24 protein-coding genes are annotated in these 21,624 nt (G+C 67.9%); 19 read left to right on the top strand and 5 right to left on the bottom strand.

Translation table 11 applies throughout. The features are described 5' to 3' along the window. Positions 1 to 10: 10 nt before the first annotated feature. The 15 genes from AC3DE2_RS03075 (at position 11) to AC3DE2_RS03005 (ending at position 13,317) form a co-directional block, all read left to right on the top strand. Positions 11 to 556: a KdsC family phosphatase gene (locus AC3DE2_RS03075; protein WP_488425023.1), complete on the top strand. Its 546-nt coding sequence runs from the start codon at positions 11 to 13 to the stop codon at positions 554 to 556. Continuing rightward, positions 553 to 1,116, top strand: coding sequence for an LPS export ABC transporter periplasmic protein LptC (lptC, locus tag AC3DE2_RS03070; protein ID WP_295376790.1), 564 nt, complete (start codon positions 553 to 555; stop codon positions 1,114 to 1,116). Before AC3DE2_RS03075 ends, lptC begins: the two co-directional genes overlap by 4 nt. Further along, on the top strand, positions 1,094 to 1,603 hold the full coding sequence (gene lptA, locus AC3DE2_RS03065) for a lipopolysaccharide transport periplasmic protein LptA (RefSeq protein ID WP_295376789.1): 510 nt from the start codon (positions 1,094 to 1,096) through the stop codon (positions 1,601 to 1,603). Before lptC ends, lptA begins: the two co-directional genes overlap by 23 nt. After that, a complete protein-coding gene (gene lptB, locus AC3DE2_RS03060) occupies positions 1,603 to 2,322 on the top strand; it encodes an LPS export ABC transporter ATP-binding protein (RefSeq protein ID WP_488425021.1) in 720 nt (239 codons plus the stop codon). Before lptA ends, lptB begins: the two co-directional genes overlap by 1 nt. A gap of 54 nt (positions 2,323 to 2,376) precedes the next feature. Beyond that, a complete protein-coding gene (locus AC3DE2_RS03055) occupies positions 2,377 to 3,807 on the top strand; it encodes an RNA polymerase factor sigma-54 (RefSeq protein ID WP_488425019.1) in 1,431 nt (476 codons plus the stop codon). A gap of 183 nt (positions 3,808 to 3,990) precedes the next feature. Next, positions 3,991 to 4,308, top strand: coding sequence for a ribosome hibernation-promoting factor, HPF/YfiA family (gene hpf, locus AC3DE2_RS03050; RefSeq protein ID WP_295378752.1), 318 nt, complete (start codon positions 3,991 to 3,993; stop codon positions 4,306 to 4,308). Positions 4,309 to 4,540: 232 nt separating this feature from the next. Beyond that, the gene (hprK, locus tag AC3DE2_RS03045) at positions 4,541 to 5,491 is read left to right on the top strand and encodes an HPr(Ser) kinase/phosphatase (RefSeq protein WP_295378755.1); all 951 of its coding nucleotides are present in this window, start codon (positions 4,541 to 4,543) and stop codon (positions 5,489 to 5,491) included. A gap of 29 nt (positions 5,492 to 5,520) precedes the next feature. After that, positions 5,521 to 6,399, top strand: coding sequence for an RNase adapter RapZ (gene rapZ, locus AC3DE2_RS03040; RefSeq protein ID WP_488425247.1), 879 nt, complete (start codon positions 5,521 to 5,523; stop codon positions 6,397 to 6,399). Positions 6,400 to 6,522: 123 nt separating this feature from the next. After that, on the top strand, positions 6,523 to 6,915 hold the full coding sequence (locus AC3DE2_RS03035) for a PTS sugar transporter subunit IIA (protein ID WP_295378761.1): 393 nt from the start codon (positions 6,523 to 6,525) through the stop codon (positions 6,913 to 6,915). Further along, positions 6,908 to 7,177, top strand: a complete 270-nt coding sequence (locus AC3DE2_RS03030; protein ID WP_488425018.1) for an HPr family phosphocarrier protein — start codon at positions 6,908 to 6,910, stop codon at positions 7,175 to 7,177. The genes AC3DE2_RS03035 and AC3DE2_RS03030 overlap by 8 nt, the downstream gene beginning before the upstream one ends. Then, complete coding sequence (ptsP, locus tag AC3DE2_RS03025) at positions 7,177 to 8,895, top strand: phosphoenolpyruvate--protein phosphotransferase (protein ID WP_488425017.1); 1,719 nt, start codon at positions 7,177 to 7,179, stop codon at positions 8,893 to 8,895. The genes AC3DE2_RS03030 and ptsP overlap by 1 nt, the downstream gene beginning before the upstream one ends. A gap of 131 nt (positions 8,896 to 9,026) precedes the next feature. After that, entirely contained in the window at positions 9,027 to 10,388 is a 1,362-nt protein-coding gene (mgtE, locus tag AC3DE2_RS03020; RefSeq protein WP_295378767.1) for a magnesium transporter, read from the top strand. A gap of 219 nt (positions 10,389 to 10,607) precedes the next feature. Then, positions 10,608 to 11,381: a carboxylesterase family protein gene (locus AC3DE2_RS03015; RefSeq protein ID WP_488425246.1), complete on the top strand. Its 774-nt coding sequence runs from the start codon at positions 10,608 to 10,610 to the stop codon at positions 11,379 to 11,381. Positions 11,382 to 11,387: 6 nt separating this feature from the next. After that, on the top strand, positions 11,388 to 11,660 hold the full coding sequence (locus AC3DE2_RS03010; protein ID WP_295378771.1) for a hypothetical protein: 273 nt from the start codon (positions 11,388 to 11,390) through the stop codon (positions 11,658 to 11,660). Between the two features lie 88 nt (positions 11,661 to 11,748). Then, positions 11,749 to 13,317, top strand: coding sequence for a GGDEF domain-containing protein (locus AC3DE2_RS03005; protein WP_488425016.1), 1,569 nt, complete (start codon positions 11,749 to 11,751; stop codon positions 13,315 to 13,317). Positions 13,318 to 13,350: 33 nt separating this feature from the next. Here the strand turns inward: AC3DE2_RS03005 and AC3DE2_RS03000 are convergent, their stop codons facing one another. The 3 genes from AC3DE2_RS03000 to AC3DE2_RS02990 all read right to left on the bottom strand — a co-directional run bounded on the left by AC3DE2_RS03000 (position 13,351) and on the right by AC3DE2_RS02990 (position 15,587). Beyond that, positions 13,351 to 14,295 (bottom strand): aspartate carbamoyltransferase catalytic subunit, encoded by a 945-nt coding sequence (locus tag AC3DE2_RS03000; protein WP_488425015.1) that lies wholly within the window; start codon positions 14,293 to 14,295, stop codon positions 13,351 to 13,353. A gap of 190 nt (positions 14,296 to 14,485) precedes the next feature. Continuing rightward, positions 14,486 to 14,938, bottom strand: a complete 453-nt coding sequence (gene ruvX / locus AC3DE2_RS02995) for a Holliday junction resolvase RuvX (protein ID WP_295378778.1) — start codon at positions 14,936 to 14,938, stop codon at positions 14,486 to 14,488. A gap of 85 nt (positions 14,939 to 15,023) precedes the next feature. Next, complete coding sequence (locus AC3DE2_RS02990) at positions 15,024 to 15,587, bottom strand: YqgE/AlgH family protein (RefSeq protein ID WP_295378781.1); 564 nt, start codon at positions 15,585 to 15,587, stop codon at positions 15,024 to 15,026. A gap of 36 nt (positions 15,588 to 15,623) precedes the next feature. On the opposite strand from AC3DE2_RS02990, the gene AC3DE2_RS02985 reads away from it, so the two are divergent. From AC3DE2_RS02985 to AC3DE2_RS02975, 3 genes are all read left to right on the top strand, one after another. After that, positions 15,624 to 16,163, top strand: coding sequence for a DNA-3-methyladenine glycosylase I (locus AC3DE2_RS02985; protein WP_295378783.1), 540 nt, complete (start codon positions 15,624 to 15,626; stop codon positions 16,161 to 16,163). Between the two features lie 159 nt (positions 16,164 to 16,322). Then, complete coding sequence (locus AC3DE2_RS02980; protein WP_488425013.1) at positions 16,323 to 16,871, top strand: heme NO-binding domain-containing protein; 549 nt, start codon at positions 16,323 to 16,325, stop codon at positions 16,869 to 16,871. Positions 16,872 to 16,883: 12 nt separating this feature from the next. Next, a complete protein-coding gene (locus AC3DE2_RS02975; RefSeq protein ID WP_488425012.1) occupies positions 16,884 to 18,878 on the top strand; it encodes a putative bifunctional diguanylate cyclase/phosphodiesterase in 1,995 nt (664 codons plus the stop codon). A gap of 185 nt (positions 18,879 to 19,063) precedes the next feature. Here the strand turns inward: AC3DE2_RS02975 and AC3DE2_RS02970 are convergent, their stop codons facing one another. Beyond that, complete coding sequence (locus AC3DE2_RS02970) at positions 19,064 to 19,894, bottom strand: NAD-dependent protein deacetylase (RefSeq protein WP_488425011.1); 831 nt, start codon at positions 19,892 to 19,894, stop codon at positions 19,064 to 19,066. Positions 19,895 to 19,969: 75 nt separating this feature from the next. Beyond that, positions 19,970 to 20,956, bottom strand: a complete 987-nt coding sequence (locus AC3DE2_RS02965) for a quinone oxidoreductase family protein (RefSeq protein ID WP_488425009.1) — start codon at positions 20,954 to 20,956, stop codon at positions 19,970 to 19,972. A gap of 117 nt (positions 20,957 to 21,073) precedes the next feature. Between AC3DE2_RS02965 and AC3DE2_RS02960 the strand changes: the two genes are divergently transcribed. Then, a complete protein-coding gene (locus tag AC3DE2_RS02960) occupies positions 21,074 to 21,508 on the top strand; it encodes an Lrp/AsnC family transcriptional regulator (RefSeq protein ID WP_488425245.1) in 435 nt (144 codons plus the stop codon). Positions 21,509 to 21,624 lie beyond the last annotated feature (116 nt).

The following is a 21,624-nucleotide window of genomic DNA, read 5'->3' as shown; positions in this document are numbered from 1 at the left end:
AGCCTACGCCATGCCCCTGTCCCATCTCGCCGACATCGACGATGCCCTGATCGCCCGCGCCCGGGAGATCCGGTTGGCATGCTTCGACGTCGACGGCACGCTCACCGACGGTCGCCTGATCTACGACGACGAGGGCCGCGAATCCAAGGCGTTCCACATCCATGACGGGCAGGGCCTGGTCCTGCTGCGCCGCGCCGGGATCGAAGTCGCCCTGATCACCGCCCGCCACAGCCCGGCCGCCGAACGCCGCGCCCGCGAGCTGGGCGTGCGCATCCATGCCGGCGTGAAGGACAAGCTGGCGCAGGTGGACGCGCTCTGCGCCGAACTCGGCCTGGACCGGACGCAGGTGGCGTTCATGGGAGACGACCTGCCCGACCTGCCGCCATTGCGCGCGGTCGGCCTGGCCATCGCGCCGGCCGACGCCCATGCCTGGACCGCCCGCCACGCCCATTGGCGTACCCGCGCCCGGGCCGGCCGCGGCGCCGCCCGCGAGGCCTGCGATCTGCTGCTGGGCGCGCAGGGCCATGCCGCCGCATTGTGGGAGGGCACCGCATGAACTGGCGCCTGACCATCGGCCTGGTCCTGCTGGTGGCCGCCATCTTCAGCGGCTGGTCGGCCTGGAAGCAGCGCGCCCGCCCCGAGGCGGCGCAGGCCGGCCCGGATCGGTCCGACTACGTGATGCATGACTTCGAGGTCGTCGCGCTGGACAAGCAGGGCAAGGAAGCGGTCACCCTGCGCGCGCCGGAAATGCACCGCAATCCCGCCGATGAAAGCCTGTCGATCACCACCCCGCTGTTCCTGCTGCCCGACAGTGCCGGCAAGTACTGGCAGATGCGCTCCAAGACCGGCTGGATGAGCCCGGATCACTCCGAACTGCGGCTGCTCGCCGACGTCCAGGGCACCAGCCCGACCGATGCGCCGCCGCCGACGGTTTTCCGTACCGAGCGGCTGGACATCTTCCCGGACAAGAACCTGGCGACCACCGATCTGGCGGTTACCATCACCCGGCCCGGTTCTATACTCAGTGGCGTCGGTTTCGAGACCCACCTCAAGAACAAAACCTACGAATTCAAATCCCAGGTCAAAAGTGTCTATGCACCCAAGTCTGCGCGCTAGCGCCCTGCTGCTTCCGCTCCTGCTGGCCTGCGCCGCGGTCTGGGCCAAGTCGTCCGATCGCAACCAGGACATGATCATCGACGCGGGCCACCAGAACGGCTCCTACGAAGGCAACAGCAAGATCGTCCTGAGCAAGGGCGTGACCGTTACCCAGGGCTCGCTGGACATCCGCTCCAGCGCCGGCGAGATCTTCATGAACAACGGCGAGATCTCGCGCGCCGTGTTCACCGGCAAGCAGGTCAAGCTGAAGCAACAGATGGACGATGGCTCCTGGATGGACGCCACCGCCGATCGCGTCGAATACGACATGTCGACCGAAACCATCACCTTCATCGGCAACTACACGGTGAAGTCGCCGCGTGGCTCCAACAGCGGCCAGAAGATGGTCTACAACACCAAGACCGGCAACATGGAAAGCGGCGGCGACGGCACCCGCGTGCGCACCGTGATCAAGCCGAAGTCGGCGCAGCCGCAGGGCACCAAGTGATGTTGACGGCACAGGGCCTGCGCAAGACCTACCGCCAGCGCAAGGTCGTCAGCGATTTCGGCCTGAGCCTGGAGGCCGGCGAAGTGGTCGGCCTGCTGGGACCGAACGGCGCCGGCAAGACCACCTGCTTCTACATGATCGTCGGCCTGGTGGCTGCCGACGCCGGCCGGATCGAACTGGACGGCCAGGACATCACCGCCGAGCCGATGTACCAGCGCGCCAAACTGGGCGTGGGCTACCTGCCGCAGGAACCCTCGGTGTTCCGCAAGCTGAGCGTGGCCGACAACATCCGCCTGGTCCTTGAACTGCGCGAGGACCTGGACGGGGCCGGCATCGAGAGGGAACTGGCCTCGCTGCTGGACGAACTGCAGATCAGCCACGTCGCCGACCAGCTGGGCGCCAGCCTGTCCGGCGGCGAGCGGCGGCGCTGCGAAATCGCCCGGGCCCTGGCGGCCCAGCCCCGCCTGATGCTGCTGGACGAACCCTTCGCCGGCGTCGATCCCATCTCGGTCGGCGAAATCCAGCGCATCGTCAAGCACCTCAAGAACCGCGGCATCGGCGTGCTCATCACCGACCACAACGTGCGCGAGACCTTGGGAATCTGCGACCGGGCGTATATCCTCAACGAGGGCAGCGTGCTGGCGCAGGGGGCACCGGACGCGCTGCTGGCCAATCCGGACGTGCGGCGCGTGTACCTGGGGGAAACCTTCCGTCTCTGAGGGCGATGCCGCACCATCCGGACCGCAGGCCATGTCGTCGCCTTCGGACATCGGATGAAACCACGCCTCCAGACATCGCTGGGACAGCAACTGGTCATGACGCCGCAGCTGCGTCAGGCCATCCGTTTGCTGCAGATGTCGACCGCCGAACTGGAAGTCGAAATCACCCAGGCGGTGGAATCCAATCCCCTGCTGGACTGGACCGAGGATGCTCCTGCCACCTCCGGCGAAGAAGGTCCGCCCACGGAGGCCGCTGGCGACGCGCAGGAAAACCGTCATGACGACGAAGGCTCCTCCGGCGACGACTGGGCGCCCGACGAGGGTCCTTGGGCCAGTTCCGGCGGCGGCTCCTTCGACGATGACGATCCCGGCAGCGCCGCCGAACGGATCGCCGAGGCCGACACCCTGCGCGATCACCTGCTCTGGCAGTTGCACCTGTCGCACCTGTCCCCGCGTGACCGCCGCATCGGCAGCGCGTTGATCGACGCGCTGGAGGAAGACGGCTACCTGCGAGAAACGCTGGCGGGCATCACCGAGACCCTGAAGCCGGACATGGAAGCCAGCGAGGACGAGATCAGCGTCGTCCTGCACCAGTTGCAGCGCTTCGATCCGGTCGGCGTCGGCGCTCGCTCGCTGGGCGAATGCCTGCGCCTGCAACTGGCCGTGCTCAGCGAGGACACGCCGGGCAAGGCGCTGGCGATGCGCATCGCCGACGGCCCGCTGGACCGTCTGCCGCGCAGCGGCATCGCCGGCATCGCCACCGAACTCAAGCAACCCATCGCCGAGGTCGAAACCGCGGTCGCGCTGCTGCGCACCCTGGATCCCAAGCCCGGCGCGCAGATCGGCGAACTGGGCAGCGACACCTACGTGGTGCCGGACTGCGTGGTCTGGCGGCAGCGCGGAGTCTGGCGCGCCGCCCTGGCCGGCAACACCCTGCCCCGCATCGGCATCCATCGCGGTTATGAACAGATGATCCGGCAGTGCGGCGAAAGCGACGCCGGCTATCTGAAGGGCCAGTTGCAGGAAGCGCGCTGGCTGCTCAAGAGCCTGGAAGCGCGCGGCGAGACCCTGCTCAAGGTCACCCGCTGCCTGATCCGCGAACAGGCCGGGTTCCTGGAGTTTGGCGAACAGGCGCTGCGGCCGCTGACCCTGCGCGAGGTGGCCGGCGAAGTCGGCCTGCACGAATCCACGGTTTCACGCGCGATTGCCCGCAAGTACGTGCGTACGCCTCGTGGAACCCTGCCGTTGCGGGCTTTTTTCGCCTCCGGCATCGACACCGAAGGCGGCGGCGAGGCCTCCAGCACCGCCATCCAGGCCATGATCCGGCGGCTGGTCGAACAGGAGAACCCGCGCAAACCGCTGTCCGACGCCAAGCTGGCGGATCTGCTGAAGGCCGCCGGCGTGCCCGTGGCCCGGCGTACCGTCGCCAAATACCGTGAAGCCCTGCACATCCTGTCATCGCACGAACGCGTGCGCCTGGACTGAAACGCGACTTTCCTTCCGCGACGCTTGATCGCCGTCGGGATCGGGCCCATCTTGTCAGTGCGGCGATGGGCCGCGTTGCCGGAGATGTCTGGAACCCGAAGCCGATTCCGTTGTCATAGAGGTACGACAACGAGTTCTCAGCGGTGCCGACAGCACTGCATCACCGACAGAAGGAGGCAAGCGATGCGTATCGAGACCTACGGGCATGAAATCGAAGTCACTCCCGCCCTGCGCGAATACGTGGAAACCAAGCTGAAGCGCCTGGAGCGCCATTTCGACCAACCCTTCGAAGTTCGTACCCAACTCTGTACGCGCAAACCCGATTACGTCGCCGAAGCGACCGTCTCCCTCGCGGGCCGTACCCTCCACGCCGACGCCGGCGCGCAGACCATGTACGCCGCCATCGACATCCTGGCTGACAAGCTCGATCGCCTGCTGGTCAAGCACAAGGAAAAGAAGACCGACGTCCAGCGCGGCACGCGCGTGGAAGCCGTGGGCTGACGCAGTTACCCTCCCCAACCGCCCTTGCCTGCGACCATCGCGGTCCGGGCAAGGGCAGGACAGCGTCCTTCACGCTGCATTAGCAGTTCCCTTCCCTCCGGATTACACTCCCCTTGCCCGCGCCGCTGGCGTACTTGGGCGGGATGTTGCTGTCTTGTCCCCTGGTGTCGCCACGCAGCGCGCCGTTCCGGCGCGTGAAATTTCCCTCCTCCCTGTCCGTCCTCGCCGCATGATGAATACCAGTATCACCGCACGCGAACTCTTCGAGCAGCAGAAAGAGAAGCTGGCCCTGCGCTGGGTGGCTGGGCAGAAGGGCGAAAACCGGATCCTGGAGGCCGGCGACACCATCGCGCGTCGGCCCTCGCTGGCCGGCTATCTCAACGCGGTCTATCCCAACAAGGTGCAGATCCTGGGTACCGAGGAACTGACCTGGCTGGATTCGCTGGATTCCCGCCAGCGCTGGGAAACGATCGAGAAGATCGTCCACTTCCGCCCGCTGGCGCTGGTCATCAGCAAGAACCAGCAGTGTCCGGAGGATCTGCGCGAGGCGGCCAACGAAACCGATACACCGCTGTGGATTTCGCCCAAGCGCGGCCATGAGCTGCTCAACCACCTTTCCTACCACCTGGCGCGCACGCTGGCGCCGCGGGTGACGCTGCACGGCGTGTTCATGGAGATCTATTCGATCGGCGTGCTGATCACCGGCGAGGCGGGTTCCGGCAAGAGCGAACTGGCGCTGGAGTTGCTCAGCCGTGGGCACAGGCTGGTCGCCGACGATGCCCCCGAGTTCACCCAGATCGCCCCGGACGTGCTCGACGGCACCTGTCCTGAACTGCTGCAGGATCTGCTGGAAGTGCGCGGCCTGGGCGTGCTCAACGTGCGCGAGATGTTCGGCGACACCGCGGTCAAGAAGAACAAGTACCTACGCCTCATCGTGCACCTGACCCGGCCGATGACCGAACCCAATCCGCATGGCTACGAGCGCCTGACCGGCGACTCCGGCACCCGGCACGTGCTGGACCTGGACGTGCCGCTGATCACCCTGCCGGTGATGCCGGGCCGCAACCTGGCGGTGCTGACCGAGGCCGCCACCCGCCTGCACATCCTGCGCACCAAGGGCATCGATCCCGCGGCGATGTTCATCGCCCGCCACAGCAACCTGCTGGAGCGGAGCACGCCATGAGTTCGCTGGAAAGCGAAATTCCCCCGGCGGTGCGCGCGACGCCCCCCACCGTGGTCATCGTCAGCGGCCTGTCCGGCTCGGGCAAGTCGGTGGCGCTGAAGACCTTCGAGGATCTGGACTACTACTGCGTCGACAACCTGCCGGTCGAACTGTTGCCGTCGTTCGTGCGCAGCCTGATGAAGGGCGACACCCTGCCGCAGAAGATCGCGGTCGGCATCGATGCCCGCAGCGGCCACGCCGAACTGGGCAAGCTCGCGCAATGGCGCGCCGCGCTGGCGCAGTTGGGCCTGGAAGGCACGCTGCTGTTCTTCGACGCCGCCGACGAAATCCTGCTGCGGCGCTATTCGGACACCCGCCGCCGGCATCCGCTCAGCCACAACCAGACCGGCGTGTCGCTGCAGGAAGCCATCCGCCGCGAGCGCGAAATCACCGCGCCATTGCGCGAAGCGGCCGACGTCATCATCGACACCAGCCAGCTCAACGTGCACCAGTTGCGCCGGCGCATCATCGCCGAGTTCGCCCTCAATCGCGGCGCGGCCCTGTCGCTGCTGTTCGAATCGTTCGCCTACAAGCGTGGCGTTCCGGCCGACGCCGACTTCGTGTTCGATGCCCGGGTATTGCCCAATCCGCACTGGAACCCGGAACTGCGCCCCTATTCCGGGCGCGATCCCAAGGTCCGCGAGTACCTGCGCTCGCAGCCCGAGGTCGCCGAGTACGTCAGCCAGGTCAGCCAGTTCCTGGATACCTGGCTGCCGCGCCTGCGCGGCGAGACCCGCAGTTACGTCACCATCGCGTTCGGCTGCACCGGCGGCAAGCACCGCTCGGTGTACCTGGCCGAGACCCTGGCCCAGCATGCCCGCAACCAGGGTTGGGAAGAGGTGGCCACCTTCCACCGCGAACTCGACTAGCCTGTGCGATCCGGTCCGGGGCGGCGCGCGGCGCGCACCGCCCTTGACCCCGCCTTCACGCGCAACGCCGCGTCCCGTGAAAACCGCTTCCGGCATGTCATCCCGGTCTGTTAACGTTCCGGAATGGCTTGTGGCATCCTCCTGATCACCCATCCCGGCATCGGCGCGTCCATCCTGGCCGTCGCGGCAACCCTGTTGCGTCAACTGCCGTTGAAGGCGGAAGCCTTCGAGGTCCCGTTCGACGCCGACCTGGACGTGCTGCTGCCGCAGGCTTCGGCCGCGCTGCGACGGGTTGACGGGGGCGACGGCGTGCTGGTGCTGACCGACCTGTACGGTGCCAGCCCCAGCAACCTGGCGGGAAAACTGGCGCGCCTGGGTACGCCCATCCGCCGGGTGTCCGCGCTGAGCCTGCCGATGCTGTTGCGGGTGATGAACTATTCGGAACAGGGACTGGACGAACTGCCGGCGACCGCGGCCGCCGGCGCACGCAACGGAGTCATCCACGACGATGCTTGAACGCGAACTCACCGTATCCAATCGCCTGGGCCTGCACGCCCGCGCGACCGCCAAGCTGGTCCAGGCCCTGGCCGGCTTCCGCTGCAACGTGACGCTCGCGGCGAAGGGCCGCGAGGTCAACGCCAAGAGCATCATGGGCGTGATGCTGCTGGCGGCCGGCCAGGGCACGCCGGTGATCGTGCGGGTGGATGGCGAGGATGAAGCCTCCGCCATGGACGCGGTTGCCTCCCTGTTCGAACGACGATTCGACGAGGACGCCTGATGCGGTCGCTGCTGTCGGGCCATGGCGCTTCGCGCGGCAGCGCGCTGGGACGCGCCCGGGTCCGGCTGCCGCACGCGCTGGAAGTCGCCGAACAACGCATCCCCGCCCATGCGGTGGAGGCCGAACTGCAGCGCCTGCACGTGGCGGTCGACGCCACCCGCGAGGAGATGCATCGCCTGCGTGATCGCCTGCACGGCGCCCTCGCCCGGGAAGTCGGCGAGTTCCTGGACCTGCATGCCCTGCTGCTGGACGATCCGGAACTGCTGTACGGCCTGGACGAGCTGATCCGCACCGGCCGCTACAGCGCCGACTATGCGTTGCGCCTGCAGCGGGATCGCCTGGCGGCGGTGTTCGACGACATGGACGATGCCTACCTCAAGAGCCGGATGGACGATCTGGATCACGTCATCGGCCGCATCCACGCGCATCTCCAGCAGCGCGCGGTCGATGCCGAGGGCGTGGCCGGCGACATCCTGGTCTGCGACAACATCGCGCCATCCGAGCTGGCCCAATTGCAATCGCAGGGCGTCGTGGCCATCGTCACCGCCGCCGGCAGCGCGCTCTCGCACAGCGCCATCCTCGCGCGCAGCCTGCACATGCCGCTGGTGGTCGGCGCGGTGCAGGCACTGCAGCGGGTCAATGACGGCGACGCCCTGATCGTCGACGGCACCACCGGGCGCGTGGTGGTGGACCCGAGCGCGGCGGATCTGCGGCGCTACCGCGAACGCCTGCGCGAGGTGGCGCGCGAGGAGCGCGAACTGGGCCGCCTGCGTTCCAAGCCCAGCCGCACCCGCGACGGCATGGACATCGCGCTCTACGCCAATGCCGAATCGCTGGACGACGTGGCGCGCGCGCATGCGCTGGGCGCCGCGGGGGTCGGGCTGTATCGCACCGAATTCCTGTTCCTGCAACGCAACGAATTGCCGGACGAAGACGAGCAGTTCCGCGCCTATCGCGACGTGGTGCTGGGCATGAGCGGCCGCCCGGTGACCATCCGCACCCTGGACCTGGGCGCGGACAAGGCCGACCGCACCGGCCTGGCCCTGGACAGCGAGGACAATCCCGCGCTCGGCCTGCGCGGGGTGCGCCTGTCGCTGGCCCGCGATGGCGTGTTCGATACCCAGTTGCGCGCCATCCTGCGGGCCTCGGCCTATGGACCGGTGCGGATCCTGATCCCGATGGTCAGCAGCCGCGAGGAAATCCTGGCCATCCGCCGCCTGATCAAGCAGGTATCGGCCCAACTGCGCAAGCAGGGACTGGAGATCGCCGGCCAGGTGCAGCTGGGCGCGATGATCGAAGTGCCGGCCGCGGCGATCGCCATGCACGGCTTCGTCGACGTGGTCGATTTCGTCTCCATCGGCACCAACGATCTGGTGCAGTACCTGCTGGCCGCCGATCGCAACAACGAGGCCCTGGGCGAGCTGTATTCACCGCTGCACCCGGGCGTCATCCGGCTGTTGCGGCATGTCATCACCATCGGCCAGGCCCATGGGATCCCGGTGGCGGTATGCGGCGAGATGGCCGGCGATCCGCGCCTGGCGCCGCTGCTGCTGGCACTGGGCCTGCGCGAATTCAGCCTGCACCCGAACACGCTGCTGGAACTGCGGCGGGTCATCCGCGGCAGCGACTGGGCCGCGCTGCAGGCGTCCACCGACAAGCTGCTCAAGGCCCGGGATCGCGCCGGCATCGAGCGCTGGCTGAAATCCACGGCGGTCTGACTGGAAACTTTCGCGCGGAAAGTGCCCGCGCGGGGTGTGCATAATCTCAACGGCAGGCGATAATGGCGCCATGAACATCTGATGCCACGGTCGCATCCGTCCTGCGGATCGGCCCCGTTTCGGAGCACTGCATGGCCGAAGCCGTCCGCCACGACAAGACCGCGCGCCAACTGCGCCTGCTTTCCGACGCTCTCGACAGCGGCCGGCTGGGCCCCGTGCGCCGGTTGGTCAATACCCTCGCCCCCGCCGAGATCGGCAACCTGCTGGAATCCCTGCCGCCCGGCAAGCGCGAGGTGGTCTGGGGCCTGGTGGACGCCGAGGACGACGGCGAGGTGCTGGTGCACGTCGGCGACGAGGTCCGCGAGAGCCTGCTGGCGGACATGGACCCGGACGAGATCATCGCCGCGGTCGAAGACCTGGACATCGACGACCTGGCCGACCTGGTCGAGGATCTCCCCGATACCGTCATCGACGAAGTCCTCAAGTCGATGGACCGGGAAAACCGCGAGCGCCTGGAACAGGTGCTGTCCTATCCCGAGGACACCGCCGGCCGCCTGATGAACCCGGACGTGGTGACGGTGCGCGCCGACGTCAATGTCGACGTGGTGCTGCGCTACCTGCGCCTGCGCGGCGAGCTGCCGGATCACACCGATCACCTGTTCGTGGTCAGCCGCCGCCACCAGTACCTGGGCCGGGTCTCGCTGGCTTCGCTGGTCACCCACGAGGACAGCACGCCGATCAACCGGCTGATCGACGACGAGCAGCCGGCCATCGATGTCGGCGAGAGCGCGCAGGAAGTGGCCCGCCAGTTCTCCGACCACGACTGGATTTCCGCGCCGGTGGTGGACGACAACAACATCCTGCTTGGCCGCATCACGATCGACGACGTGGTCGACATCATCCGCGAACAGGCCGAACACCAGGCGATGAGCGCGGCCGGCCTGGACGAGGACGAGGATCTGTTCTCGCCGGTGCGGCGCGCCTTCCGGCGCCGCCTGATCTGGCTGGGCATCAACCTGTGCACCGCTTTCCTCGCCGCCAGCGTGGTCGGCCAGTTCGAAGGCAGCATCGCCAAGCTGGTGGCGCTGGCCGCGCTGATGCCGATCGTCGCCGGCATGGGTGGCAACGCCGGCACCCAGGTGCTGGCGCTGATGGTGCGCGGCCTGGCGCTGGGCCAGATCGGCGCCTCCAACGTGATGACGCTGCTGAAGAAGGAACTGTCGGTCGCGCTGATCAACGGACTGTGCCTGGGCGTCGGCCTGGGCGTGATCGTCTACCTGTGGTTCCACCAGTTGGGCCTTTCGCTGGTCATCGGCAGCGCCCTGACCATCAACCTGCTGACCGCCGCGACCGCCGGCGTGCTGGTGCCGCTGACGCTCAAGCGGCTGGGGTTCGATCCGGCGCTGGCCGGCGGAGTGATCCTGACCACCGTCACCGACGTGATGGGTTTCCTCAGTTTCCTGGGCCTGGCCACCGTCATCCTGCTGCAGTGACGGGCAGGTCGCGATGACGCATCGGGCGTGTCGCGCGGTTCCCGGGCTGGCCGCGCCTGCGTTCCCGGTCCATCATGGGACCTGGCGGTTCCCTGCCGCCATTCACGCCACCACCTGCCTCCACGCCGTTCCGGGAACCCCCACATGATGACTGCCGTCCTGCCTGGCTCCGCGCACGATCGCCCGCGTCGAATCCTTCCCCGCCGCCTGGTCCTGCTGATGCTCGCCCTGTTTTCGACCGCCATGCTGCTGGGCGGCTGCGCCACCCGCCCGGTCACCACGCACGGCACGTTCGTCGAACGCGAAGTCCAGGTCGCCGGCAAGACCCATCGCTATCAGGTCTTCGTGCCCGCGGGCCACGGCCGCGGAAAGACACCGGTGATCCTGTTCCTGCACGGTTCCGGCGAGCGTGGCGAGGACAACCAGTTGCAGATGAAGGTCGGCCTGCCGCCGCACCTGCGCAAGCATCTGGATGATTTCCCGGCACTGGTGGTGATCCCGCAGGCACCGGACGAAACCGAATGGACCCAGGAAGCCGGTGACATCGCACTGGCGGCGCTGGATGCCTCGATGAAGGAATTCGACGGCGATCCCGATCGCGTCTACCTGACCGGCCTGTCGATGGGCGGCTACGGCACCTGGGAACTGGCCCTGAAGCAGCCGCAGCGGTTCGCCGCGCTGGTGCCGATCTGCGGCGGGCTGACCGTGGACTGGACCGATCGCCGTCCGGGCATGGTCGCGCACAGCGTCGCCGGCGCCACGGATCCGTTCGCCGAGGCCGCCAGCCGCCTCAAGCATGTGCCGGTCTGGATTTTCCACGGCGGCAAGGACGATCTGGTTCCGCCGGTGCAGTCGCGCAAGATGGACGCCGCGCTCAGGCAGGCCGGTGGCGACGTGCGCTATACCGAATTCCCCGATGCCAACCACAATTCCTGGGATCCCGCCTACGCCACGCCCGAATTGTGGGCCTGGCTGTTCCAGCAGCACCGCTGAGACCCCATGGCCGAACTGCTCAACGACTACTTCACTCCCGGCTGGCGCGAACGCCGGCACGAATGCGCATGCAACTGGCAAGGGGATTCGCGCGCCATGCAGATGGACCTGCACGACGAGGTGACCGACTACGCCTGCCCGGAATGCGGCAACCTGCTGCTGATCGTCCGCCATCCGGATCTGGGGCAGGTCCGCGCGGCGGCGGCGGCCGGCCACCCGGAGGCGCGCCAGCAACTGGCCCTGCTGGAGGAAGCCGAACGCCTGCTGGGCCCGCGTTGACGCCACCCGTCGCCTCCCCCTCAACTGCCGGCCGGCGCCGCCGATAACCCGGCGCCCCTTCACGAAAGATCCGTGCCGAGCAGACTCCATGGCCGAACGTTCCGATGTCCCTCCCGGCCTGACCGGCGGCTTCCGCCGCCTGTGGGCGCGCGGCCACAAGCGTGCGCAACCGGCGGGCAAGGATCTGGCCGCCCACGACCCGACGCGGCCGCTGATCAGCACCGCCCAGCTGCAGGGCCTGTTCCTGCACGCCGATGCGCCGACGGCGCTGGTGTCCGCATTCGCCGATGGCGTGGCCGGACTGGGGGGCGAGCTGCGCGGGATGGGCCAGCGGCTGCAAGCCGCCTGCGCCGACGGCGACTGGCTCGCCTACGGCCGCGCCATGCGGCAATTGATCGACAAGTACATCCGCACCATCCGGGATGAACCGGTTCCGGGCAGCGACACGCCCAGCGAATCCGAGCAGTTGCGCGGGCTGCTCCACCATACCCTGGTGATGGCGGTGGAAAGCCTGCTGCGGGAGGATGCGCGCCTCTACCAGCAGACCCAGCAACTGGCCGACGGCCTGAAGGCCTGGCAGCCGGGACAACCCCTGGACGGACTGGACGGCCAGCTCAAGGATCTGTGCCATGCCATCGGGCAGGGTAGCCACGAGGCCAGTGATGCGCAGGAACTGTTGCGCAGCCTGTTCGACCTGCTGCTGGAGAACGTCGGTGAACTGCTGGAGGACGGCAGTTGGCTGCACGACCAGATCGCGGCGGCGCGTAGCCTGCTCGCCGGTCCGCTGGATCGCGGGCGGCTGGAGGAAACCCGGACCGGCCTGCGCGAGGTCATCTACAAGCAGGGCCTGCTCAAGCAGGGACTCAACGAATCCAAGGCGGCAATGAAGGACATGATGGTCACCTTCGTCGAACGCCTCGACGGCATGGCCAGCAGCACCGGCGAGTTCCACGATCGCATCAGCTTCCATGCGCAGGCGATCCGCGACAGCCGCAGCGTCGCCGAACTGGGCAAGCGGATGGAGGACATCCTGGAGGACACCGCCCAGTTGCAACGGCAGGCCTTGCGCGCACGCGACGATCTGTACGCGGTGCGGGCCGAGGCCGAGGCCGCCGAGCGGCGCGTCGCCAGCCTGGAGCAGGAACTGCAATCGGTCTCCAACCTGGTAAGGGTGGATCAGTTGACCGAGGCGCTGAACCGGCGCGGCTTCGAGGAATTGTTCCGGCGCGAATCCAGTCGCGCGCAGCGCAGTGGCCAGCCGCTGTGCCTGGCCCTGCTGGACCTGGACGACTTCCGCCTGATCAATGCCACCCATGGGCATCTGGGCGGTGACGCGGCGCTGCGCCACGTGGTCACGGTCATCCGTGGCGCGTTGCGGGGCAGTGACGCCATCGGCCGTTTCGGCGGCGAGGAATTCGTGTTGCTGTTGCCGGATACATCCTTCCGCGAAGCCCTGGCGATCGTCGAGCGTGCCCGGCAGCGGTTGGCGCAACGCCCGTTCCTCCACGAAAACGAACGCCTGGTCGTGACCTTCAGCGCCGGCGTGGCGATGTGGCGCGACGGCGAGTCGCAGGATCCGCTGGTAGAACGCGCCGATCGCGCGATGTACCAGGCCAAGGCGGACGGCAAGAACCGGGTGGCGGCGGCACGCGACTGACGCGCGCCGCCATGGTTCCCGGGCCCACGCTTCTCAACCCAGCAGGGTTTCCAGCACCGCCATCCGGATCGCGACGCCATTGCTGACCTGGCGCAGCACCAGCGACTGCGGACCGTCGGCGACCTCGTCGGTGATTTCCACGCCACGGTTGATCGGGCCCGGATGCAGCACCACCGCATCCTTGGCCGCGCGCCCCAGGCGAGCCTGGTCCAGGCCGAAGTCGCGGTGATAGTCGTCGAGCGAGGCGACCAGGCCTTCTTCCATCCGCTCGCGCTGCAGGCGCAGCATCATCACCGCGTCCACGCCTTCGAGCATGGCGTCGAAATCGTCGCCGACCACGCAGCCGGCGAGCGTCTGGTCATCGGGCAGCAGCGACTTCGGTCCGCACACCCGGATCTCGCCGGTGCCGAGCGTGCGCAGCGCCTGCAGATCCGAGCGGGCCACGCGCGAGTGCTTGACGTCGCCGACGATCAGCACCTTCAACCGCGAGAAATCCGCGCCCTTGGCCTGGCGCAGGGTCAGCGCATCCAGCAGGCCCTGGGTGGGATGCGCGCTGCGGCCGTCGCCGGCATTGACCAGGGTGGTGCCCTCGCCCGCCGCCTCGGCCAGCGCGTCCACCGCGCCGTCGTCGGCGTGCCGCACCACGAAGCCGCGCACGCCCATCGCCTCCAGGTTGCGCAGGGTGTCGCGCGCGGTCTCGCCCTTGCGGGTGGAGGACGTGGAAGCGTCGAAGTTAAGCACGTCCGCGCCCAGGCGCTGGGCGGCAATCTGGAACGAACTGCGGGTGCGGGTGGAAGGCTCGAAGAACAGCGTGCAGACCGTGGTGCCGTCCAGCAGATTGCGGCGCTGCGTGCGCCCGAGCGCGGTATCGCGGATCTGGCCGGCGCGGTCCAGCAGGCGGCAGAGGGTTTCGCGGGGAAGACCGTCCAGGGTCAACAGGTGCCGCAGGCGTCCATCCGAATCGATTTGCTGGGTCATGGCTCAGTTCTGGAATGCAGGGTTCGGGAACCGGGCCGCGGCGACATCGCCGAAACCCGACGGGTTGGGAAAAAGAAAACGCGCGGAAAACGGGCGCCGGCCGGTCCAGCGCTGGCGGAATCCGGTACCGGAAAAACAGCAAGATCGCACGGCGGCGTACCCGTTCCTGGGCGGAGGGTCACCCGCTCGATCAAAGGGTCACCTGCGTGGCGTCCTGCGGCGCGGCCAGCCAGCGCTCGATGATCACCGCCGCCGCCACCGCGTCCAGCGCCGCGGCATCGCGCTTGCGCTTGCGGCCTTCGGCGCGATCCAGGGCGAACCGCTGCGAGGCTTCGATCGAACTGGCGCGTTCGTCCACCAGCACCACCGGCAGCTTGTAGCGCGCATGCAGGTCCCGCGCGAACGCTTGTGCGCGCTTGCGGTTCGGTTGATCGCCGCCGTCCAGGGTCATCGGATCCCCGACCACCAGGCCATCGGGACGCCATTCGGCGTGCAATCGATCGATGGCCGGCCAGTCCGGTCCGTGCGCATGCACGTCCACCACCGCCAGCGCCCGCGCGCCGCTGCCGAAGGCGCTGCCCACGGCCACGCCGATGCGTCGCGCACCGACGTCGAATCCCAACACCGTGCCATCCAACTTCATGGCCGACTCCGGGAACGCCGGCCGGCGTGCGCCGGCGGGCAGGCTTGCCCGGCGGGAGCGGCACGGTGGTTCCGGAAACAGGGTTTCATGCGTGTCCGCTGTAGTCTGTGAGCCTGGTCATGTCTACACCAATCAGGCCACCGGCGGCCTGCCAGCGCCGTTCCAGCGGCAAATCGAACAGCAGGCCGGAGTCGGCCGGCGCGGTCAGCCAGGCATTCTCGCCCAGCTCGAACTCCAGTTGGCCCGCGCCCCAGCCTGCGCAACCGAGGGTGACGATCGCGTGTTCCGGGCCCTTGCCGGCGGCCATCGCTTCCAGGATGTCGCGCGAGGTGGTCAGGTACAGGCCGTCGGCCACGGTGAGGGTGGAATCCCAGGCCCGCGCGTCGTCATGCAGGACGAAGCCGCGCTCCGGATGGACCGGGCCGCCATTCAGCACGATCTGCTCGCGCAGCCCCTCGTCCGGGGTATCCAGCTGCATCTGCTGCAGCACCTCGCCCAGGGTGTACTCGGAGGGACGGTTGACCATCACCCCCATCGCCCCTTCGCCGTCGTGCTGGCAGATCAGGGTCACGCTGCGGGCGAAATTGGGGTCATCCAAGGCCGGCGAGGCGATCAGCAGCTGGTTGGCGAGGAAGGTTTCGGCGGACATGGCGCCATTTTAGCCCGACCGCGCTACCCTGACCGCATGAGCGGATATTGCGACATCGCCCCCGGCCATCCCGTCCACGGCCCCTACCACGACCACGAGTACGGCTTTCCCCAGCGGGAGGAGGCGGTCCTGTTCGAGCGCCTGCTGCTGGAAATCAACCAGGCCGGGCTCAGCTGGGAAACCATCCTGCGCAAGCGCGACGGGTTCCGGCAGGCCTACCACGGCTTCGACGTGGACACCGTGGCCGCCTACGGGGACGCCGACCGGGAGCGCCTGCTGGCCGACCCCGGCATCATCCGCAACCGCCTGAAGGTGGACGCGGCCATCCACAACGCCCGGGTCATCCAGCAACTGCGCGGTTCCCATGGCGGTTTCGCCGCGTGGCTGGACACGCATCATCCGCTCGCCAAGCCCGAATGGATCAAGCTGTTCAAGCGGACCTTCCGGTTCACCGGCGGCGAGATTACCGGCGAATTCCTGATGAGCCTGGGTTACCTGCGCGGCGCGCACCGTGACAGTTGCCCTGCGCACCTGCGCATCCTCGCGCTGGCGCCACCCTGGCAGTCGGCGGGCTGAGTCCGTCGGCCATCCACGAAGTGGTAAGCCCGGCTTACCCCCTTTCCACTCAATCTTCCCCCGTGCCTTCCGATATCGGGAAGGCCGGTCTCGCGTGGTCCGACACCACGCACGGTTGCGGCATACTCCGGCCATCATCGCTGCTCGGGAGAGGCAGGCATGAAGGGAGTCGTGTTCACCGAGTTCATGGAGATGATGGACAGCCGCTTCGGGCCGGAGCTGACCGAGCGCGTGCTGGAGGCCGCGCACCTGCCCAGCGGCGGCATCTACACCGCCGTGGGCACCTACGACCACACCGAACTGCTGGCCCTGGTCGAACAACTCAGCCGCGAGACCGGCCTGCCCGGCGCGGAACTGGTGCGCGAGTTCGGCCATTACCTGTTCGGGCGCTTCGTGAAGAGCTATCCGCGTTTCTTCGAGAACGTGCACTCCGCGTTCGATTTCCTCGAGCAGGTGGACAACCACGTCCATGTCGAAGTGCTGAAGCTGTATCCGGGTGCCGAACTGCCCAGTTTCAGCAACGAACGCCAGGATGATCGGCACATGGTGTTCGATTATCGCTCCAGCCGGCCGCTCGGCGATCTCGCCGAAGGCCTGATTTCCGGCTGCGCGGATCATTACGGCGAGCGCGTGCGGATCGAGCGCTCGCCGCTGGCCACCGAAGGCGGCGGCACCGCGATCCGCTTCCTGCTGACCCGGGTGGACTGAGCCGCTCCATCCATGGACGAACTGCAACTGCTCAGACGGAGACTGGAGCGCGAAAAGCAGGCCCGCCGCGCGGCCGAGCTGTTCATCGAGGAAAAGAGCCTGGAGCTGTACGTCGAACAGCAGAAACGCGAACAGGCCTTCCAGGCCCTGCAGGCCCAGACCGTCGCCACCAACGCCCTGAACCGGCAATTGCAGGAAGAAATCAGCCGCCGCATCCAGGCCGAGACGCTGGAGAGCTTCCTCGAACGGATCGTCCAGGACCATCCGCTGCACAGCATCCTGGTCGAACTCACCCGCATGGTCGAGGCGCAGACACCCGGCGGCCGCTGCTTCATCGCGGTGCATGCCGATGGCGAACTCTTCCACGCCGACCGGCCGCTGCCGGAAGGCCGCAATCCGATCATCCAGGCACCGCTGGCATGGCTGCCCGGCGGCGCACACGAACAGCGCCAGATCCAGTGGGTGGACATCGTGCGCCAGCATCCGGTCTGGCGCCGCCATTGCGACGACGGCCCGCTCGACGGCGCCGCCAGCGCCTGGTCGGTGCCACTGACCACCGCGCATGGCGAGCACATCGGCGAGTTCGCCCTGCAGCCGCCGAACGGACGTCAGCCCACCGATTCGGAACTGGAATGGATGATGGTGATCAGCGGACTCGCCGCGCTCGCCATCGGCCATCGCCAGCTCGCCGACAACCTCAACCACCAGGCCCACCACGACGCCCTGACCGATCTGCCCAACCGCTTCCTGTTCCGGGATCGGCTCAACCAGGCCATCGCCCACGCCCGCCGCGAGGAACACCGGGTCGGCGTGCTGTTCCTGGATCTGGACGGCTTCAAGTACATCAACGACACCCTCGGCCATCAGCAGGGCGACAACGTGCTGATGGCCGCCACCCGCCGCATCCGCCGCCTGCTGCGCGAGACCGACACCCTGGCGCGCATGGGCGGCGACGAATTCACCCTGATCCTGCCCGGCATGAAGAGCGTGGCCGATGCCACCCGGATGGCTGATCGCTGCCTGGAGACGCTGCGCCGGCCCATTCCCGTCGACGGGCATGAACTGTACGTCACCGCCAGCATCGGCATCGCCCTGTTTCCCGACGATGCACGCGATGCAGAACAGCTGCAACGCAACGCCGACGCGGCGATGTACCGGGCCAAGGCGCGCGGCAAGAATTGCTTCGAGTTCTTCACCCCGGAACTGACCGCCGGCAGTCGCGAACGGCTGGACCTGCGCGCGGATCTGCATCACGCGCTGGAAGAAGGCCAGTTGGCCCTGCACTACCAGCCGCAATACCGCGCCGACGGCGTCCTGCTCGGCTTCGAGGCGCTGATGCGCTGGCACCACCCGCGCCACGGCGCGATTCCGCCCAGCGTGTTCATCCCGATTGCCGAGGAATCCGGCCTGATCCTGGGGATCGGCCACTGGGCGCTGGAGCATGCCTGCCGCCAGATGGCGCAGTGGCAGCGCCACGGCGTCGCCCACCTGCTGATGGCGGTCAACCTGTCGGCGGTGCAGTTGCAGCAGGAAGACTGGACCCGCACCGTCGCCCGCGTGCTGGACGCCACCGGCCTGCCGGCCTCGTCGCTGGAACTGGAACTGACCGAAAGCCTGGTGATGCAGGACGTCCAGTCCACCGCCCGCCATCTGCGCGAACTGCGCGCCCTGGGCGTGCGCGTGGCCATCGACGACTTCGGCACCGGCTATTCGTCGTTGAACTACCTGCGCCAGTTGCTGGTGGATACGCTGAAGATCGATCGTTCCTTCATCAATGAAATCGACACGGCCGCCGAACCCGGCCTGCACTATCCGATCATCCGCAGCATCATCGAGCTCGGCCACAGCCTGGGCCTGACCCTGATCTCCGAAGGCGTGGAAACCGAACACCAGGCCCGCACCCTGCGCGAACTCGGCTGCGACGGCCTGCAGGGCCACCTGTTCGCCCCGCCCATGTCCGCCAGCGATTGCGAAACCCTGCTCCGGAAACTGCGCGCGCTTCCGTAAGCAGGCCCAAACGACATGCAGGCCCCAACATCCCGTCGCGCATATCGTCCCTTCCCCCGCAAAGCGGGGGAAGGTGCCGAAGGCGGATGGGGGCAAATCCATCCGAACCAGGCCTCCCTCACCAGGCGCTGCTCCCACCCCACCGCAAGTGTGGAATCCACACGCACATCCCCTGCCAACAGCTCCTACACGGCCGGCAACACCGCCACGCAATCGGCGTCCAGCTTCAGATCCGCCAGCGCGTCCGCGCGCGTCTGCCCACGATTGAGCAACGCGATGGGCTTGCCCGCGTCATGCGCGATGCGCGCGAAACGGAAACCCGAATAGACCATCAGCGAAGAACCCACCACCAGCAGCGCGTCCGACGCACCCAGCGCCTTTACCGCCCGCTCGTAGCGTTCACGCGGCACGTTCTCGCCGAAGAACACCACGTCCGGCTTCAACATCCCACCGCAGGCGTCACACGCGGGCACGCGGAACCGGCTGAAATCCAGCCCCTCCAGATCCGCATCGCCATCCGGCGCGGTCGCCGCTTCCAGCCCGTGCCAATCGGGATTCGCATCGTGCAGCCGTTCCTGCAACGCTGCCCGCGCAGACAACGCCCGGCATTGCAGGCACACCACCTGATCGATGCGCCCATGCAGATCGATCACATCGCGGCTGCCGGCGCGCTCGTGCAGGCCATCGACGTTCTGGGTCAACAACTGCGACAGCCGCCCGTCCTGCCAGGCCGCCAGCGTCCGGTGCGCCGCATTCGGCTGCGACTTGGCCATCCGCGGCCAGCCCACGAAACTGCGCGCCCAGTAGCGCGCGTTGGTCAGCGGGTCGCCAGTGAAGGCCTGATATGTCACCGGCGGCGTGCGCTTCCATTGGCCATCGGCGTCGCGATAGTCCGGGATGCCGGACGCCGTGCTGCAACCGGCGCCGGTCAGCACGAACACGCGGTCGAACGGAACCAGCCAGTCGCGCAGGCGCTCGGCTGCTTCGACATGCGGTGCGGCAAGGGCAATCGACATGCCGTCATCATACGGCGGAAAACCGCCGGGTCCGGTCCCCGCTTTCCGGCGCGGCCTCGCCGCGCGGCACGGATGTCAGACCTCGAGCACCGCCGCGCCCACCCGCTTCCGGCTCTCCATGTCCCGATGCGCGTCCACGATCTCGTCCAATGCATAGACATAGCGGGGATTCACATCCACCACGCCCCGCGCGATGACATCGAACAGATCCGCGGCGCCACGTTCCAGCGCTTCCCGGCCCTCGGTATAGGTGGGCCGGATGGGCCAGGTCAGATGCAGGGATTTCGGCGCCAGCAGGAAGGGATCCAGCGGTGGCGGATCGCCCGAAGCCTTGCCGAAGGCCACCAGCGTGCCGCGCGGCCGCAGCGCGTCGAGCGAATCCCGGAAGGTATCGCGCCCCACCGAATCGAACACCGCCGCGACGCCTTCGCCGCCGGTCAAGGCGCGCGTCTCGGCGGCGAAGTCGACCCGCGTGCGGTCGATGACCTCGACGCATCCGGCCCGGCGCGCGGCGTCGGCCTTCGCGGCGTTCGACACCGTGCCGATGACCCGGATGCCCAGCGCCGTCGCCCACTGCGCGAACAGCAGTCCCAGGCCACCCGCCGCCGCATGAAACAGCACGGTGTCGCCGGCCTGCAACGGCGTGACTTCCTTCAACAACATGCGCGCGGTGATCCCGCGCAGGAACGACGCCGCGGCCTGCCGATCGCTGATTCCGTCGGGAATCCGGACCACGCGATCCGCCGGATAGGTGCGCGCCGTCGCGTAGGCGCCCAGCGGCCCGTCCGCGTAGACCACGCGATCGCCCATGGCGAACCCGTCCACCTCCGCGCCCACCGCCTCCACCACGCCGGCGCCTTCGTTGCCCAGCACGGTGGGAAACGCGGGAACCGGGAACGTTCCGCGACGGAAGTACACCTCGACGAAGTTCAAGCCGATCGCCGTATGCCGTATCAATAGCTCGCCGGGGCCGGGCGCCGGCTTGTCGATGGATTCGATACGCAGTGTTTCAGGTGGACCATAGGCATGGATGCGTGCGGCGCGTTCCGTGGCGGGAGGCATGTGATAGGTTTCCGCGAAGTGGCTCGAACGCGAAAACTACCGGCGGACGCCGCCGGTTCTCTCCCCGCAATATGTCGTCCGACCGGCACAATGCCGGCCAAGGAATCCCGCGTGGACATGGCAACCGCCGAACTGGATCAGGTGGACAGGCAACTCGTCGAACTCCTGCGCCGCGACAGCCGCCAACCGGTACTCGCGCTGGCCCGCGCCGTCGGCCTGTCACGCAGCGCGGTGCAGGACCGGCTGGCCCGCCTCAAGCGCAACCGCGTCATCAAGCGCTTCACCATCGACACCACTAACCCGGTGGATCTCCCCGGCGCGCGCGCCTACTTCTTCGTCCGCATCGAAGGCCGCCCGTGCAACCGCCTGCTCCCCAGCCTCACCGGCCTGCCGGAAGTGGAAGCCTGCGATCACGTCTCCGGTCCGATGGATGCCGTGCTCACCGTCCGCGCCGCCGACCTCGCCGCGCTTAGCGCGCTGCGCGAGCGAATCGTGGCGATGCCGGGGATTGCCAGTGTGACGGTGGCGCCGGTGTTGAGGCAGCACTCCTGAGATTCGCATCCATGGTGTCGATATGCAGCCCTGCTGTGGGATAGCCCGGGATGCTTGGGCGCCGTGCTGCACCCCGCGCCTGTCATTCCATCACGCGGTCGAATGGCAGCAGCCAC

Source organism: Pseudoxanthomonas sp. 68-E7 (genome assembly GCF_057773145.1).
Note: the sequence above shows the minus strand (reverse complement) of the source record. Positions and strands in the feature narration are given on the sequence as shown.

Excerpts from the sequence above, each read along its gene's own strand:
- lptB (WP_488425021.1), top strand. The coding sequence starts at position 1,603 with ATGTTGACGGCACAGGGCCTGCGCAAGACCTACCGCCAGCGCAAGGTC.
- AC3DE2_RS02985 (WP_295378783.1), top strand. The coding sequence starts at position 15,624 with ATGAGCGGATATTGCGACATCGCCCCCGGCCATCCCGTCCACGGCCCC.
- AC3DE2_RS02975 (WP_488425012.1), top strand. The coding sequence starts at position 16,884 with ATGGACGAACTGCAACTGCTCAGACGGAGACTGGAGCGCGAAAAGCAG.
- AC3DE2_RS03030 (WP_488425018.1), top strand. The coding sequence starts at position 6,908 with ATGCTTGAACGCGAACTCACCGTATCCAATCGCCTGGGCCTGCACGCC.
- AC3DE2_RS02990 (WP_295378781.1), bottom strand. The coding sequence starts at position 15,587 with ATGTCCGCCGAAACCTTCCTCGCCAACCAGCTGCTGATCGCCTCGCCG.
- AC3DE2_RS02980 (WP_488425013.1), top strand. The coding sequence starts at position 16,323 with ATGAAGGGAGTCGTGTTCACCGAGTTCATGGAGATGATGGACAGCCGC.
- AC3DE2_RS02965 (WP_488425009.1), bottom strand. The coding sequence starts at position 20,956 with ATGCCTCCCGCCACGGAACGCGCCGCACGCATCCATGCCTATGGTCCA.
- AC3DE2_RS03005 (WP_488425016.1), top strand. The coding sequence starts at position 11,749 with ATGGCCGAACGTTCCGATGTCCCTCCCGGCCTGACCGGCGGCTTCCGC.
- AC3DE2_RS02960 (WP_488425245.1), top strand. The coding sequence starts at position 21,074 with ATGGCAACCGCCGAACTGGATCAGGTGGACAGGCAACTCGTCGAACTC.
- hpf (WP_295378752.1), top strand. The coding sequence starts at position 3,991 with ATGCGTATCGAGACCTACGGGCATGAAATCGAAGTCACTCCCGCCCTG.
- AC3DE2_RS03035 (WP_295378761.1), top strand. The coding sequence starts at position 6,523 with ATGGCTTGTGGCATCCTCCTGATCACCCATCCCGGCATCGGCGCGTCC.
- AC3DE2_RS03015 (WP_488425246.1), top strand. The coding sequence starts at position 10,608 with ATGCTCGCCCTGTTTTCGACCGCCATGCTGCTGGGCGGCTGCGCCACC.
- AC3DE2_RS03055 (WP_488425019.1), top strand. The coding sequence starts at position 2,377 with ATGAAACCACGCCTCCAGACATCGCTGGGACAGCAACTGGTCATGACG.
- ptsP (WP_488425017.1), top strand. The coding sequence starts at position 7,177 with ATGCGGTCGCTGCTGTCGGGCCATGGCGCTTCGCGCGGCAGCGCGCTG.
- mgtE (WP_295378767.1), top strand. The coding sequence starts at position 9,027 with ATGGCCGAAGCCGTCCGCCACGACAAGACCGCGCGCCAACTGCGCCTG.
- AC3DE2_RS02970 (WP_488425011.1), bottom strand. The coding sequence starts at position 19,894 with ATGTCGATTGCCCTTGCCGCACCGCATGTCGAAGCAGCCGAGCGCCTG.
- ruvX (WP_295378778.1), bottom strand. The coding sequence starts at position 14,938 with ATGAAGTTGGATGGCACGGTGTTGGGATTCGACGTCGGTGCGCGACGC.
- lptA (WP_295376789.1), top strand. The coding sequence starts at position 1,094 with ATGCACCCAAGTCTGCGCGCTAGCGCCCTGCTGCTTCCGCTCCTGCTG.
- lptC (WP_295376790.1), top strand. The coding sequence starts at position 553 with ATGAACTGGCGCCTGACCATCGGCCTGGTCCTGCTGGTGGCCGCCATC.
- AC3DE2_RS03075 (WP_488425023.1), top strand. The coding sequence starts at position 11 with ATGCCCCTGTCCCATCTCGCCGACATCGACGATGCCCTGATCGCCCGC.
- AC3DE2_RS03000 (WP_488425015.1), bottom strand. The coding sequence starts at position 14,295 with ATGACCCAGCAAATCGATTCGGATGGACGCCTGCGGCACCTGTTGACC.
- AC3DE2_RS03010 (WP_295378771.1), top strand. The coding sequence starts at position 11,388 with ATGGCCGAACTGCTCAACGACTACTTCACTCCCGGCTGGCGCGAACGC.
- hprK (WP_295378755.1), top strand. The coding sequence starts at position 4,541 with ATGAATACCAGTATCACCGCACGCGAACTCTTCGAGCAGCAGAAAGAG.